Origin of the sequence: Brevundimonas aurantiaca (assembly GCF_014199955.1) — a bacterium.
Classification (GTDB): domain Bacteria; phylum Pseudomonadota; class Alphaproteobacteria; order Caulobacterales; family Caulobacteraceae; genus Brevundimonas; species Brevundimonas aurantiaca.
In genome coordinates this window covers 17,577-31,129 of the sequence record NZ_JACHOQ010000013.1, presented here as the reverse complement: position 1 = coordinate 31,129, position 13,553 = coordinate 17,577, and the positions used below count along the sequence as shown (strand labels likewise).

Sequence of the window (13,553 nt, the reverse complement as noted above, 5' to 3'; positions counted from 1 at the left end):
CGGGCTCCTGAGGCTTGCGCCCCAGATCAAGCCTTGGCGGCCCCCGCGCGCAAGCCCCGTTCGGCCAGGGCCACCAGAGCCACCCCTCCCATGGCGATGGCCGAACCGGTCAGGATCTGGGGCGTCAGCACGTCCCCCATGAAGCCCCAGCCGATCAGCATGGACACGACCGGCGTCACCAGCAGATAGGGCGTGACCCGGCCGGCCTCGCGCCTCTGCACCAGCCAGAACAGCAGGGTGGTCGCCAGCACCGACGAAGTGATTCCGGCCCACAGCAGCGAGGCCCAGACCAGGGGGGTGGCGGCCTTCACCGCCTCCCACTGGCCGTGTTCGAACACTGCGGAGCCGAAGGCCATGACCGGAAAGGCGCCCAGCGCCAGAAGACCCTGCATCTTCAGCGGCGGAATCGAGGTGGTGCGCCGCGCGACCACCGTCGTCACGCCCCAGGCGGCGCCCGCCGCAATGGCGACCAGAATGGCCTTCCAGTCCTGAAGCGCATGGGCGTCCAGGGTCATCCAGGCCACGCCGACAAAGGCCACCCCCATGCCGACCAGGGCCGCCTTGTTCAGCCGCTCGCCCAGGATCAGGAAGGCGAACAGGGCCGTAAAGGGAATCCACAACTGGTTGGCCACGGTGACCGGACTGACGTCGGTGGCCAACCAGTAGGCGGTATAGGCCAGACCATATTGGATCGGCCCGCCCAACAGGACGATCAGGGTCAGGCTGCGCCAATCCGGGAAGGGCGGACGGACGAAGACGATCAGGCAGGCGGTGGCGATGCCGAACCGGATCGCCCCGACCAGCAGAGGCGACAGCTGCTCGGTCGCCAGCTTGGCGCCCGCATTGTTCACGCCCCAGACGATGATGATCGCAGCGATGGCGGCGATCTCCAGCCCGGTCAGGGCATGGGGCTTTGCAGGCGGCGGGGCGGCGGCGGCATCGGACATGCCCCGCCTATGGCACGGTGCGCGCCAGAACGCCCTTCACATGCCGTGTCCGCGCGTTGCATTGACATGTACAGGCCTGACGCCCAACATGTACACATGACCGAAGTCACCCTGACCGCCTTGCGCAAGGACCTGTTCCGGCTGGTCGACAGCGTGCTGGAGACCGGCGAGCCGCTGGTGATCCGGCGCGGCGGGCGGCGGCTGACCTTGATCGCCGAGACCCCCGCAAAACCGATGACGCCCGAAGAACGCTGGGACGCCTATATGGCCCAGGGCGTTCGGGAAGGCGCCGACGACTGCCCCGACGATATCGACACCAACAAGAGCCATTGGACCTGGGATCCGGACGCCAAGTTCGACTTCGACGACAAGTGATCCACCTCGACACCCAGGTCGCCCTCTGGCTCTATTACCGACTGGATCGGCAGATCAGCCGTGCGGCGAAGGCGCAGTTGGCGCGGGCTCGCGACCTGCGCCTGTCCCCCTTGGTCGTGGTGGAGATCGAAATCCTGATCGAGATCGGTCGGGTCAAGCTGAAGACGGCCGACCTTCTGCTGCATGACCTTCAGGAGCGTCTGGATTTGGAGTTGTCGGACGCCTCGGCCGCCGCCGTCGCCGAGGCCGCCTGCCGCTTCGCCTGGACGCGCGATCCGTTCGACCGGCTGATCGTCGCCAACGCCATGGCCGACGGGGCGACGCTGATCACCGCCGACCGGGTGATCCTGCGCCATTTCGATCAGGCGGTCTGGTGAGGCTTCAGAACGTCGGCTTGGCGACCATCAGCCAGTAGATCGCCAGGACGCCGGCGAAGGCGGGCCAGCCCAGGGCGAACCACCAGCGGAACAGGCGATGATAGGCCGGCGGCAGGGCCGCCCCCTGCCCCGACGCCCGTTGGGCCAGTTTCATCATCCGGTACTGAATCCAGACGACCGGCAGCCAGCACAGGCCGACAAAGACATAGAGCCCGTAAGCCGCCAGCAGCCAGGAACTGGTCAGGGACCAGCCCTCCAGATGGATCAGGCCCAGGCCGCTGATGGGCTGGACAACGACGGCGGTGGCGGTGAAGACGAAATCGGCCAGGACCACGATCCGGCCGACCTCGGCCACCGTCCTGGCGTCGCGCGTGGCGTGGGCGCGCAGCATGAAGAAGGCGATGCCTGCGCCTGTGCCGAACAGGACGGCGCCGGACAGGATGTGGATGATCTTCAGCGCGAAATAGAGGCTCATCGGCGGGCGTCCGTTGCGGCGACGAACAGGCAGAGCGCCATCATGGGCAGAACCTTCAGCCACGGCCCCAAGGGGTCGATCCAGTAGTGCGGCAGGCTGAGTGTGCCGGCGATCAGATAGCCCACGGTGGCCAGACACATGAGGATCGCCACCCGCGCCGTCCACGGCCGCACGAACAGGGCCAGGCCCAGAACCACGTCCAGCAGGGCGCCCCACCCCGCCACCGCCCCGGCCCAGCGGCCATAGCCGCCTTCGTGCAATATGGCGACGGCGCCGCTCCAGCCGGGGCCGAAACTGATCAGGCCGGTGATCAGCCAGAACAGGCCCAGGGTCAGGATCGAAATCGGGCGGACGAACCACAGGCGGGCGTGCCAGACGTCCTGTACCGAGGCCGGGGTCTCGGCCAGGAAACGGGAGAAGCCGCGCGACGATACGCCCAGCCGCTCGGCCCAGCCGCTGTCGCGACCGGCGACGTCGTGATCCATCTGGCGCATGGCGGTGGTGCGGATCGGCGAAGACCAGCCCAGTCGTCCCAGAAGATCGCCGATCGCCAGGGCGGGCGCGGCCAGGGCGCGGGGAATGCGAACGACCGGCGCCGGCTTCAAGCCCAGCCACCCGCGATAGAGGCGCACCGTCTCGGCCATGGTCACCGCCTCCGGCCCCGGCATGTCCAGGATCAGGCGCGACGGGGCGCCGGGGCGCTGGGCTGCGACGACGGCGGCGGTGAGATCGCCCAAGGGGATCGGACGGAAGGTCTGGTCGCCGCCGACGACGGGCGAAAACAGCGGAAAGGCCGCCAGCGCGCGGATCAGGCCCGTGCCGCCGAAGGCCGCCCGGTCCACCACCAGCGACGGCCGCAGGATCAGCCAGTCCAGCGCGCTGCCCTCGACCAGTCGTTCGGTCTCGGCCTTGGTGCGGGCGTAGTCGGTGCCGGCCGCTTCGTCGGCGCCGACGGCGGAGATGTGGATCAGTCGGGCCACGCCCGCCGCCTCGCACGCCGCGATCAGGGCGCGCGGGCCGTCGACATGGGCGGCGCGGGTGCTGTCGCCGCCGCCGTCCTGAAGCACGCCGACGCAGTTCACCACGGCCGACACCCCCTCCAGAAGCGGCGCCCAGGCCTGGACCGTCGTCAGTTTCGAAAAGTCGGCCGCGACCCAGTCGAACCTCGGGGCGCGACGGGACGGTTCGGCGATACGCCGCGCGCCCGCTCTTAAGCTCCAGCCTTCTGCGGACAGGGCCGCCGCCACGTGCGAGCCGATGAAGCCGTTGGCGCCCAGCACCAGCACGCGACCGCTCATCCCAGCACTCTGTCCTTCAGATCGACGCTTGCCGGAGGGAGGGCGCACCAGGTCGCACCCGGAAACCGGCGACGGCGACGCGCCACGAAATCATACAGGCGGTCGCGAATGAACCGGGGCGCGATCCGACCGATGATCGCCCACCGATAGGGTGCAGGCAGCTGGGCGATGATGGCCAGAACAGCGTCGGAGCGTTCGCGCGCCACCCCGTCCTGGATCAGCAACATCGTGGCGGGGTCGTCCGGATCGACGTCGTAATGGGTCAAGAGCGCCCGCCCCAAGGCCGACTGGGTCGGCGCCAGCCGGAACAGCCCGGCCCGGTCGGCCGTCAGGATCTTGCGCGCCGAGCCGGAGCAGAGGGCGCAATCCCCGTCGAAAAGAACCAGGGGCCGGTCGTCCGGAAAGGCCGGCACGGCGGGATCCTCACGATAGCTGTAAGGCCCCCGCCCCACCTCGAGCGCTTAGAACGGAATGTCGTCGTTCAGGTCGTAGCTTTCCTTGGGCCCGCTGGGGCGGTTGGCGCCGCCGGTGGAGAAGCCCGAGGAATAGTCGTCGTCGCCGCGACCGCCGCCGTAGCCGCCGCCCTGAGAGGCGCCGCCCTCGGACCGGCCGCCCAGCATGGTCAGTTCGCCCTTGAAGCGGCTGACCACGATCTCGGTCGAATATTTCTCCACGCCCTGCTGGTCGGTCCACTTCCGGGTCTGGAGCGCGCCCTCGACATAGACGGTCGAGCCCTTCTTCACATAGTTCTCGACCACCTTGACGATGTTGTCGTTGAAGATGACGACCCGGTGCCACTCGGTCTTTTCCTTGCGCTCGCCGGTCGACTTGTCGCGCCAGGTTTCCGAGGTGGCGATGGACAGGTTGGCGATGCGGTCGCCGTTCGGCATCGACCGGATTTCAGGATCGCGGCCCAGATTGCCGACCAGAATGACCTTGTTGACGCTGCCCGCCATGGAAACTTCCTTCTCACCAGACCGGCGATCACCTCGCCCGCCCTTCAAATTCAGTCGGATGTCTTAGAGCCGCTGCGGATCACCGTCAGCCGCATTCGACGCCCAACCCGCCAAAACGGTGGATTAACGCTTTGTTCCACTTTTGTTCGAGCGCCGCAAGTCCCTCGGCGGGGACTTGCGGCGCTGTTAGGGCGTCTCAGGCGGCGGGGCGGCGACGGCGACGGGCCTGCCCGTCTCGTCCCGCTGGATCGCACCCGGTATCGCCAAACGCCCGTCGCCGGTGCGGGCCATGGCGAAGAAGCGGCTTCCCGTCAGGCTCTTGCCGAACTTCACCCCTTCCCGGTCGATGAAGATGAAGCGGCCCTGATAGGCGCCGGCCACCTCCTGGTTCGATCCGCCCATGCGCAGGAAGCGCAGGCGCATCTCCTCCAGCTGGGCGGCGCACAGTTCGATCTGGGCGACGTTTTCGCTCATCTTCTGAAGCCGCGGCGGCTGTCCGTCCGGCGTGGCGACGAAATAGCAGACGCCGGGCTGGAACTCGAACTTCGGCGCGTTGGAGCAGGCGCCCAGAGCGGCCGCGGCGATCATCGAAAGGGCGAGCACGCGCATCAGTTCAGACCCGGGAATTGGCAGTTGCGGTCCTGCTCCGCCAAGGTGCGGAAACGGGTGTTGTCGCTGGACTGTTCCACGCGACGCGGCACCAGACGCAGGGTGGTCTCGCCCCAGCGGCCGTACTGCGCATCGCCGGGACGGACGCAGGTTCCAGCGTAAAGGGCCTGGACGCAGGCGTTCAGGCTCATGCCGCTGGACAGGACGCGCCAGTCTGAGCCGGTGTGGCGCAGACACTGCGCGCCCGCCGCCGCCGGCGCCGAAGACGCAGGCGCGCTGGGCGTCGTGGGCTTGGGTTCCATGTGCGGCGCAGGTTCCGCCTGGGCCAGTTCGACGGAGGGCGCCTCAGGCGGCGGGGCGAAGGCGGCGGTCGGCGCGGCGGCCAGGGCGCCCGTCTCGTCGATCCCGACGTCCAGGGCGTCGGTCGCCAGGCCATTGCGCTGGGCGCAGTCCGCCAGGGTCGCCATCCCGACGAACTGACCATTGACGAAGCAGCGCAGTTCGCGCGTCGGCTCCAGCGAGGGGGCGTCGGCCAGATCGACCGTCAGGCCGCCCTTGGCCGCAGGCGGCGTCTGGGGGGTCTTGTCGCCGCCGCTGGTGAAGATCAGAGCCAGGACGACAGCGGCGATGATCACCAGTCCGGCGCCGACGGCGATGATGACGCGATTGTCTTGAGGAAGGGCCATGGCGAACTTTCGCGACTGAGGCGTCCAATAACCCGGAACCGGCGCCGGCCGTCAACCGGGAACCACGCGCCTTCGCAATCAGCCGACAAGACGGCTGAGCGCCGCCTGATAGTTGGCCAGTTGGGTCTGCTGATAGACGGTGGACGAGCCCTTGTTCGTCTGGGTGTTGGTGATCGTCCCAGTGGAGGGAGCCAGGGCGCGATAGCCGGAGCGGACCGCCGTCAGGGCGGCGGCCAGGGCGTCGTTCGCGGCCTTGATCGAGGCGGCGTCGTTCAGATTCAGAGTGTTGGGCAGATTCAGCCCGATCGTCTTCTTGTCGCTCGTCGCCGTTTTGCTGATGAGGCCGGGCGTCAGACCCAGGGCGGCCAGAGCATCCTTGCCGGCGGGTCCGGCCGTGATGACCGCGCCCTCGCGATTGGCCGCGGGGGTGATCTGCAGCCTCTGGGTCGGCGGATTCGATTTCAGGTCGGAGACGATCTTGGCCTCCAGCTGACGCCCCGAGGCGACGGAAATCTTCTTGGCCAGGGTGTCCAGCGTATCCTTGGCTTCGATGGTGACGGTCAGGGCTCGCCCCCCGCCGGCCGGGGTAATCGAGAACTGATCCCCGACACGGGCGGAGGTCGCCACGGTCAGAAGTTTGGAGTCCGCCTGCATGACTTCGCCCTGCGGCAAGCCCAGCCGATCCAGAACGCTGGCGCCGCCGGAGACGATGCTGAGGCTGGCGGGTTTGGCCTGGTCGCCGTCGGCGCGCCAGGTCTGGTTGGACTCCACCGCGCCCGTCGCCAGATCCAGCCGCGCCAGATAGGCGCGCGTCGGATCGGTCTTTGTCGCCCCCTCGTCCCGGTTGGAGCCGGTGATCCAGACCTTGCCGTTGCGCACCTCGACATCGGCGGCGGTGTCGTCCCCCGCCCCGCCGAAAAAGGTCAGGCTGTCCGAACTCTTATCCTGAAGATCCGTCGAGAAGGCGGCGACGAAGACGTCCGTGCCCCCCGCATGCGCCTGGATCGGGGTTCCCAGGTCCAGGGCCGGATTGCTGGTTTCCCCCGTCAGCACCACCTTGCCGTTTTCGACGGAGATTCCCGCGATCTTGCCGCTGGCCGATCCCAGGTCGCGCGTCGCGGCCAGGGTGGGAACGCCCGAGGCGTCCAGCGTGAACCGGCGAACCACCGCGCGGCCGTTCTCCACGCCGGCGGTGAACAGATCCGCGCCGGACACCGTCATGGCCTGGATCGAATCGTCTCCCGCCGTGCCGAACTGCTGGGTGGACATGTTGATCGCCGTCACGACGCCTTTTCGATTCGGCGCGGTCTGGGAAAAGGTCTGGACATAGCTGTCCCAGCCGCCGAGAGCCATCGTGCCCGGCATGGCCGACTTCGACCGACCCGCGACATAGACCAGGCCGTCGGCGCCGAAGCCCACCTGGGTCGCTTCGTCCGCCGCCTTCGCGCCGCGGCGTTGGGTCCAAAGCTCCTGGCCCGAACTGTCGAAGACGGTGACGAAACTGTCGGCCACAGCCGCATCGGCCCCGCTCTTGCCCGGCTCAAGGGCCCCGGTGACAGAGCCCGCGACAGCGATGCGGCCGTCTGCCGCCGCCGCCAGAGAAAAGCCGTTGGCCTTGCTGGCGGCGCCCAGGAGCTTGGTCTGCACCAGATTTCCGGCGCTGTCGTACTTCATCAGGGCGACGTCGCGCGTCCCCTTGATGGGCTGATTGGCCTCCCCCGCCTTCAGGTCAGCCAACACCCAAACCGAGCCGTCGGCGGTCGTCACGCTGTCGCGGACGGATTCGACGCCCGGCGGAAGTTCGGATCGGCCCACCCGGCCTTCGACCCAGAAGGGGTCAGCCACGCCCTGCTGCGGCGTCGGGGCGGCGCCCCCGTCCGTCTGAAACTTCAAAAGCTGGCTCGAACCCGTCGTCCCGCCGACATTCTGCGTCACATAGACGGCGTCAGACGTATCGACGGCCTGATAGGAGACGGTCTCCCCGGAAGAACCCCAGACCTTCAACGCCCACTGGTCCGGCCCCGCCGGCAGGGTGATGGTCTTGTCGCCGCTCTTGATCGTCTTGGGCTCGACCTTGATCATTTCGCGGCCCATGCGGCTGGCTACCCCGGCCGCTTCCAGCTTGCCGTTCATATAGGCCACGACATTGTCCAGGGTGCGCGTCGTATCGCCCATCTCCGACAGGTCCATGGACACCGAGACGGTTCCCGTGGCGCTCTTGACCGACATGGCGAACTTGACGTCGCCGGCGAAGGCGGCGACCGGCGCATCCAGGGCGCCCTCATGGATCGGCTTGGCGACGAAGCTGGCGGGCGCCTTTTCCTGGGCGTAGCCGGTCTTCACACTGGTTTTAGAGACGCCCTGAACGACCTTCAAATCCTCGAACTTGGCAGTCTGGAGATATTTGGACACCTCTTCGAGACCGGCGGAGAAGCGCCGGTTCAGCTGATCCGCCTCGAGCTTGGTCAACCCCTTGTCGTCGGCGCGATCCGCCAGGGCGCTCAGCGTGTTCAGTCCCTGGTAGATGGCGAAAAGCTTGCGATAGTCGGGGGACGCGCCCGCCATATCCAGATCGACGGCGCTCTCGTCGATCACCTTGCGCCCGGCCAGGGCCGCCCGCACCAGGTCGCTGGCCTTGGGCGCCGTCGCAGCAGAGGAATTGGCCCAGGGCGCGGTGGGCTGGGTCTTCTTGGCCTTGGCCGGAGTCGCAGAGGCGCCGATCAGCGAGGACGAGTCCGCCGAAATCCCATACAGACCTAGCAAATAGCTGTTGCTTATCATAGCGCGGCTCCGCTCAGGGGCAGCCTACGACGCAAGCGATAACGAGCTGTTAAGTCGCCCTATCAGCCCTTGAACAGCGACAGGATCATCTGCGGCGCCTGGTTGGCGATCGCCAGGGCCTGAACCCCCAGCTGCTGCTGGACCTGCAGGGCTTGAAGCCGCGCGCTTTCCTTGGCCAGGTCGGCGTCCACCAGATTGCCGATGCCCGCCTCCAGCGAATCCGACAGCTTGCCGACATAGGTGGTGTGGCGTTCGATCTGTTTGGCCTGGGCGCCCAGTTCCGACAGGCGCGAGCCGGCGACGGTGATGGCCGCATCGATCCGCTGAAGGGCGAACTTGGCCTTTTCCTGGGTCAGCAGGTCGGGCGCGGCATTCAGCAGGGTTTCGTCTTCCGGCGTGGCGGCGTTGTTGGTCCAGGCCTGAACGCCGGCGGTGGCGGGATCGGAATCGAAGGAGTTGGCCGCCAGACCCAAGCCCACCAGGCCGAGGTTCTGACGCTTCAAGGCGATCGTCTCATTGCCGTCGGCGCTGGCGAGAAAGTTCAGATCCGCCGTCGCCGAGCCGTCCAGAATATTGGCGCCGTCGAAGATGGCGTTGTCGGCGAACGACTGGATCGACTTCAGCAGCGACTGGAATTCCTGATCGTAGGAGGCGCGCGTCGCCGCCGTGGCGCTGGGGTCGGCAGCCGCAGTGGCCTTCTGCTTCAGCTCCAGGAGGATGTCCGAAATCTGCTCCCCGGCGGCCAGGGAGACGTCGGCGATCGAGGTGGCGCGGTTCAGGCTGGTGGTGACCGCCTCCAGCGACCCTCGGTCCGCCCGCTGGCCCTGGGCCACAGCCCACACCGCAGCATTGTCCTTGGCGCCCTGCACCTTCAGTCCCGTATTCACCCGGCTCTGCGTCGACGCCAGGTTCTCGCTGGTGCGATTCAGGTTCTGCAGGGCGATCATCGCCGAGGTGTTGGTGTGGATACTGCTGGTCATGGCTTCAAGCCCCGGACTTTCTGTTCCTGCCAGTATTAATCATGAGTCGTGAGCGGATGGTTAACGCCCCGGAAACCATGATTGCGCCGTCCGGCGGGCCGGCGGCGTTAAAAAATTCAGGCTCTCCCGCCGGCTCAGACGGCGGTGTCGACCACCCGGCCTCCGCGATAGGTCGGATCGCTGATCAGCTTCTCGACGTCTTCGCGAGGCAGTTGGCGGATCACCTCGCCCGTCACCCGATCCAGAACCTTGTAGACAAAGCGGTGACGACCGACCGCCTCGATCGTCAGACGATAGCGTCCGGCGTCTGCAAGACTGTTGGGCGTCTGGGGCGCTTCATCCGCGGTCGGCGCGGCGGCCGAGGCGTTCACGGGCTTCACCTCCAAGGAGGCTTCGGCCGCCTTGGCGGGTGCGACGGGTGCAAGAGCGCTGCTTATTCTGGCGACATTCTCCGTCATGGCTCCTTGCGCGGATCACTCCGCGTCTCCTTGATGAAACGAGGACGATGGCCGGGGCGGTCGCGAAACCGCCCCGGCCGCTCGCCTTAGCGGAACAGGCCGAGCAGGGTTTGGCTCGACGAGTTGGCGATCGACAGCGCCTGCACGCCCAGCTGTTGCTTGGTCTGCAGGGCGGTCAGCTTGGCGCTTTCCTTGGCCAGGTCGGCGTCCACCAGATTGCCCACGCCGGCTTCAAGAGCGTCCTGAAGCTTGTTGACGAAGCTGATCTGACGGCCCAGCGACTTGGACTGGGTGCCCAGGGTCGACAGGGTCGAGGTCGTCGCCGCAATGGCGGCGTCGACGTTGGCGGTCGTGGCGTTGGCGGCGGTGATGCTGCCGGTGTTCACGGCGGTGATCGCCGCGTTCGAGCCGAGCGCCGTCAGGCTGTTGACGCCGTCAAAGGAGGCGCCGGTGATCGCCGAAGCGATTTCCGTACCCAGGGCGTTGTATTCGGCCAGGTAGGAGGTCTGGGCCGCGCCGGTGGATCCGGCGATGCTGACCGCCAGCCCCTTCATTTCTTCCAGAGCGGCCGTGATCGTATCGCCTGCGGCCAGGGCCACGTCGGTGATCGATTGGGTGCGTTGCAGACCGGCGCGGACCGCGTCTTGCGAAGCGGCGGCGGCCCGTTGCGACGTGGCGATCGAATAGATCGCCCCGCTGTCCTTGGCCGACGAGACCTTCATGCCGGTGTTGATGCGGTTTTGGGTCCGCTCCAGCTCCGAGTTGGTCTTGTTCAGGTTTTGCAGCGCGATCGAGGCGCCGTAGTTCGTATTGATGCTCGCCATTTTGGCGTTCCTTCTTCACTTCGTGATGGCCGACGCCGTTTTGGCGACGGGAGCGTTTTGCTCGGGGTTCAAGACCTTGGCCCTGCCGCCGAGGCGACCGGGCCTCCGGGTCTTAGCGGAAGAGGCTCAGCACGGTCTGGCTGGAGGAGTTGGCGATCGACAGCGCCTGCACGCCCAGCTGTTGCTTGGTCTGCAGGGCGGTCAGGCGCGCGCTTTCCTTGGCCAGGTCGGCGTCCACCAGATTGCCCACGCCGGCTTCAAGGGAGTCCTGAAGCTTGTTGACGAAGCTGATGGTGCGCCCCAGCGACTTGGACTGGGTGCCCAGGGTCGACAGGGCCGTCGTCACGGCCGTCATCACCAGATCGACGTTGGCCGAGGTGAAGTCAGCCACCGTCGGAGACGCGGCCGTGAACTTGGCCAGGTCCGTATTGGCGCTGAGATCGGTCGTGATGCCGATGGTCTTGGTGTCGGTGGCGCCCGTGCCGATACGGACGTTGACCGCAGTGCCGCCGGTTGAGGCCGTCTTCAACAGGTTGACCCCGTCGAAGCTGGCGCCGTCCAGCGCGCTCTTGATTTCCTGACCCAGGGCCGCGAACTCGTTCTCATAGGAGGTCTTGGCCGAGCCGGTGGAACCGGCGATGCTGACGGCCAGGCCCTTCATCTCTTCCAGAGCGGCCGTGATCGTATCGCCGGCGGCCAGGGCCACGTCGACGATGGATTGGCCGCGCTGGATCGAGCTGCGGACTGAGTCCTGAGCGCTGGCGGCGGCGCGTTGGGACGTGGCGATGGCGAATATCGCCCCGCTGTCCTTGGCCGACGAGACCTTCATGCCGGTGTTGATGCGGTTTTGGGTCCGCTCCAACTCCGAGTTGGTCTTGTTCAGGTTCTGCAGCGCGATGGACGCGCCGTAGTTGGTGTTCACACTCGCCATTTTGGCGTTCCTTCTTCACTTTGTGAGGGCCGACGCCGTTTTGGCGTCGGGAGCATTTTGCTCGGGGTTTCAAAGCCTTGGCCCGGCTGCCGAGGCGACCGGGCCTCCGGGCCTTAGCGGAAGAGGCTCAGCAGGGTCTGGCTGGAGGAGTTGGCGATCGACAGCGCCTGCACGCCCAGCTGTTGCTTGGTTTGCAGGGCGGTCAGCTTGGCGCTTTCCTTGGCCAGGTCGGCGTCCACCAGATTGCCCACGCCGGCTTCAAGAGCGTCCTGAAGCTTGTTGACGAAGCTGATCTGACGACCCAGCGACTTCGACTTGGTGCCGAAGTCCGACAGGATGGCGGTGAAGGCCGTGATGGCCCCGTCCACCGTCGCCCCCAGGGTCGCCGCATCGCCAGACGTCGCCGTCGTCGTCGTGGCGACCGAGGTCGCGGCGCCGGCGATGGCCTTCAGCGTATAGGTGGTCGACGGCCCGGTCTGCACCGTGATCGCGGCGGCGTTGGCGGAGAACAGATTGACGCCGTCAAACGTCGCGCCGGACAGGGCGCTGGCGATTTCAGTCCCCAGGGCGTTGTATTCGGCCAGGTAGGAGGTCTGGGCCGCGCCGGTGGAGCCGGCGATGCTGACCGCCAGGGCCTTCTGCTCTTGCAGAGCGGAAGTGATCGTATCGCCGGCGGCCAGGGCCACGTCGACGATGGATTGGCCGCGCTGGATCGAGCTCCTCACCGCGTCTTGCGAAGCGGCCGACGCCCGTTGAGACGTGGCGATGGCGAAGATCGCCCCGCTGTCCTTGGCCGACGAGACCTTCATGCCGGTGTTGATGCGGTTTTGGGTCCGCTCCAACTCTGAGTTGGTCTTGTTCAGGTTCTGCAGCGCGATGGACGCGCCGTAGTTGGTGTTCACACTCGCCATTTTGGCGTTCCTTTCACTTCGTGATGGCCGACGCCGTTTTGGCGACGGGAGCGTTTTGCTCGGGGTTCAAGACCTTGGCCCGGCCGCCGAGGCGACCGGGCCTCCGGGCCTTAGCGGAAGAGGCTCAGCAGGGTCTGGCTGGAGGAGTTGGCGATCGACAGCGCCTGCACGCCCAGCTGTTGCTTGGTCTGCAGGGCGGTCAGCTTGGCGCTTTCCTTGGCCAGGTCGGCGTCCACCAGATTGCCCACGCCGGCTTCAAGAGCGTCTTGAAGCTTGTTGACGAAGCTGATCTGGCGACCCAGCGACTTGGACTGGGTGCCCAGGGTCGACAGGGCGGCGGTCACGGTCGAGATGGCGGTGTCGACCTTGGCGGTCGTGGCGTCGGCGCGCGCCTTGCCGCCGCCGCTGACGTCGGTCACGCCGGCCACGCCCAAGGGGGTGGTCAGGCTGTTGACGCCGTCGAACGAGGCGCCGGAAATCGCCGAGGTGATTTCGAGACCCAGGGCGTTGTATTCCGCCAGGTAGGAGGTTTCGGCGGCCGAACCCGCCGTCGTGCCCGCGATGGACACGGCCAGGCTCTTCATTTCTTCCAGAGCGGCCGTGATCGTGTCGCCGGCGGCCAGGGCCACGTCGGTGATCGACTGAGACCGTTGCAGGCCGGCGCGAACCGCGTCCTGCGAAGCCGCATTGGCGCGTTGAGCCGTGGCGATGGCGAAGATCGCCCCGCTGTCCTTGGCCGAAGAGACCTTCATGCCGGTGTTGATGCGGTTTTGGGTCCGCTCCAACTCCGAGTTGGTCTTGTTCAGGTTCTGCAGCGCGATGGACGCGCCGTAGTTCGTATTGATGCTCGCCATTTTGGCGTTCCTTTCACTTCGTGAATTCCTTCGCCCTTTTGGCGAAGGGAGCTTTTTGCTCAGTGGGTAAGAAGCAATTGCCGGGCCAGAG

The 13,553-nt window shown here is 66.8% G+C and carries 16 protein-coding genes; 2 read left to right on the top strand and 14 right to left on the bottom strand.

Annotation, left to right across the window (positions count from 1 at the left end; genetic code table 11):
- Nucleotides 1-26: 26 nt before the first annotated feature.
- On the bottom strand, nucleotides 27-947 hold the full coding sequence (locus GGQ93_RS15290; protein WP_182714471.1) for a DMT family transporter: 921 nt from the start codon (nucleotides 945-947) through the stop codon (nucleotides 27-29).
- A gap of 96 nt (nucleotides 948-1,043) precedes the next feature.
- On the opposite strand from GGQ93_RS15290, the gene GGQ93_RS15285 reads away from it, so the two are divergent.
- Nucleotides 1,044-1,322 (top strand): type II toxin-antitoxin system Phd/YefM family antitoxin, encoded by a 279-nt coding sequence (locus tag GGQ93_RS15285; RefSeq protein WP_183218192.1) that lies wholly within the window; start codon nucleotides 1,044-1,046, stop codon nucleotides 1,320-1,322.
- The gene (locus GGQ93_RS15280; RefSeq protein WP_054765110.1) at nucleotides 1,319-1,699 is read left to right on the top strand and encodes a type II toxin-antitoxin system VapC family toxin; all 381 of its coding nucleotides are present in this window, start codon (nucleotides 1,319-1,321) and stop codon (nucleotides 1,697-1,699) included. Before GGQ93_RS15285 ends, GGQ93_RS15280 begins: the two co-directional genes overlap by 4 nt.
- 4 nt (nucleotides 1,700-1,703) lie before the next feature.
- On the opposite strand, the gene GGQ93_RS15275 is transcribed toward GGQ93_RS15280, so the two are convergent.
- The 13 genes from GGQ93_RS15275 to GGQ93_RS15215 form a co-directional block, all read right to left on the bottom strand.
- On the bottom strand, nucleotides 1,704-2,174 hold the full coding sequence (locus GGQ93_RS15275) for a DUF2269 family protein (RefSeq protein WP_183218189.1): 471 nt from the start codon (nucleotides 2,172-2,174) through the stop codon (nucleotides 1,704-1,706).
- Nucleotides 2,171-3,472: an SDR family oxidoreductase gene (locus GGQ93_RS15270; RefSeq protein WP_183218187.1), complete on the bottom strand. Its 1,302-nt coding sequence runs from the start codon at nucleotides 3,470-3,472 to the stop codon at nucleotides 2,171-2,173. The genes GGQ93_RS15275 and GGQ93_RS15270 overlap by 4 nt, the downstream gene beginning before the upstream one ends.
- Nucleotides 3,469-3,885 carry a thiol-disulfide oxidoreductase DCC family protein gene (locus GGQ93_RS15265; RefSeq protein WP_224764362.1) on the bottom strand — a complete coding sequence of 139 codons (417 nt, stop codon included), beginning with the start codon at nucleotides 3,883-3,885 and terminating at the stop codon, nucleotides 3,469-3,471. The genes GGQ93_RS15270 and GGQ93_RS15265 overlap by 4 nt, the downstream gene beginning before the upstream one ends.
- A 48-nt stretch (nucleotides 3,886-3,933) precedes the next feature.
- Nucleotides 3,934-4,428, bottom strand: coding sequence for a single-stranded DNA-binding protein (gene ssb, locus GGQ93_RS15260; protein WP_054766868.1), 495 nt, complete (start codon nucleotides 4,426-4,428; stop codon nucleotides 3,934-3,936).
- 186 nt (nucleotides 4,429-4,614) lie between these two features.
- The gene (locus GGQ93_RS15255) at nucleotides 4,615-5,037 is read right to left on the bottom strand and encodes a PDC sensor domain-containing protein (RefSeq protein WP_152949785.1); all 423 of its coding nucleotides are present in this window, start codon (nucleotides 5,035-5,037) and stop codon (nucleotides 4,615-4,617) included.
- Nucleotides 5,037-5,723: a hypothetical protein gene (locus tag GGQ93_RS15250; protein ID WP_183218183.1), complete on the bottom strand. Its 687-nt coding sequence runs from the start codon at nucleotides 5,721-5,723 to the stop codon at nucleotides 5,037-5,039. The genes GGQ93_RS15255 and GGQ93_RS15250 overlap by 1 nt, the downstream gene beginning before the upstream one ends.
- A 78-nt stretch (nucleotides 5,724-5,801) precedes the next feature.
- Nucleotides 5,802-8,504 (bottom strand): transcriptional regulator, encoded by a 2,703-nt coding sequence (locus tag GGQ93_RS15245; protein WP_183218181.1) that lies wholly within the window; start codon nucleotides 8,502-8,504, stop codon nucleotides 5,802-5,804.
- 62 nt (nucleotides 8,505-8,566) lie between these two features.
- A complete protein-coding gene (locus tag GGQ93_RS15240; protein WP_054765103.1) occupies nucleotides 8,567-9,484 on the bottom strand; it encodes a flagellin N-terminal helical domain-containing protein in 918 nt (305 codons plus the stop codon).
- Nucleotides 9,485-9,618: 134 nt separating this feature from the next.
- The gene (locus tag GGQ93_RS15235) at nucleotides 9,619-9,942 is read right to left on the bottom strand and encodes a FlaG family protein (protein WP_224762229.1); all 324 of its coding nucleotides are present in this window, start codon (nucleotides 9,940-9,942) and stop codon (nucleotides 9,619-9,621) included.
- Between the two features lie 86 nt (nucleotides 9,943-10,028).
- Nucleotides 10,029-10,766 carry a flagellin gene (locus GGQ93_RS15230; RefSeq protein WP_054765102.1) on the bottom strand — a complete coding sequence of 246 codons (738 nt, stop codon included), beginning with the start codon at nucleotides 10,764-10,766 and terminating at the stop codon, nucleotides 10,029-10,031.
- 112 nt (nucleotides 10,767-10,878) lie between these two features.
- Nucleotides 10,879-11,697, bottom strand: a complete 819-nt coding sequence (locus tag GGQ93_RS15225) for a flagellin (RefSeq protein WP_054765101.1) — start codon at nucleotides 11,695-11,697, stop codon at nucleotides 10,879-10,881.
- 113 nt (nucleotides 11,698-11,810) lie between these two features.
- Entirely contained in the window at nucleotides 11,811-12,608 is a 798-nt protein-coding gene (locus tag GGQ93_RS15220) for a flagellin (protein WP_152949782.1), read from the bottom strand.
- 110 nt (nucleotides 12,609-12,718) lie between these two features.
- Entirely contained in the window at nucleotides 12,719-13,462 is a 744-nt protein-coding gene (locus GGQ93_RS15215; RefSeq protein ID WP_183218179.1) for a flagellin, read from the bottom strand.
- Between the last annotated feature and the right edge of the window lie 91 nt (nucleotides 13,463-13,553).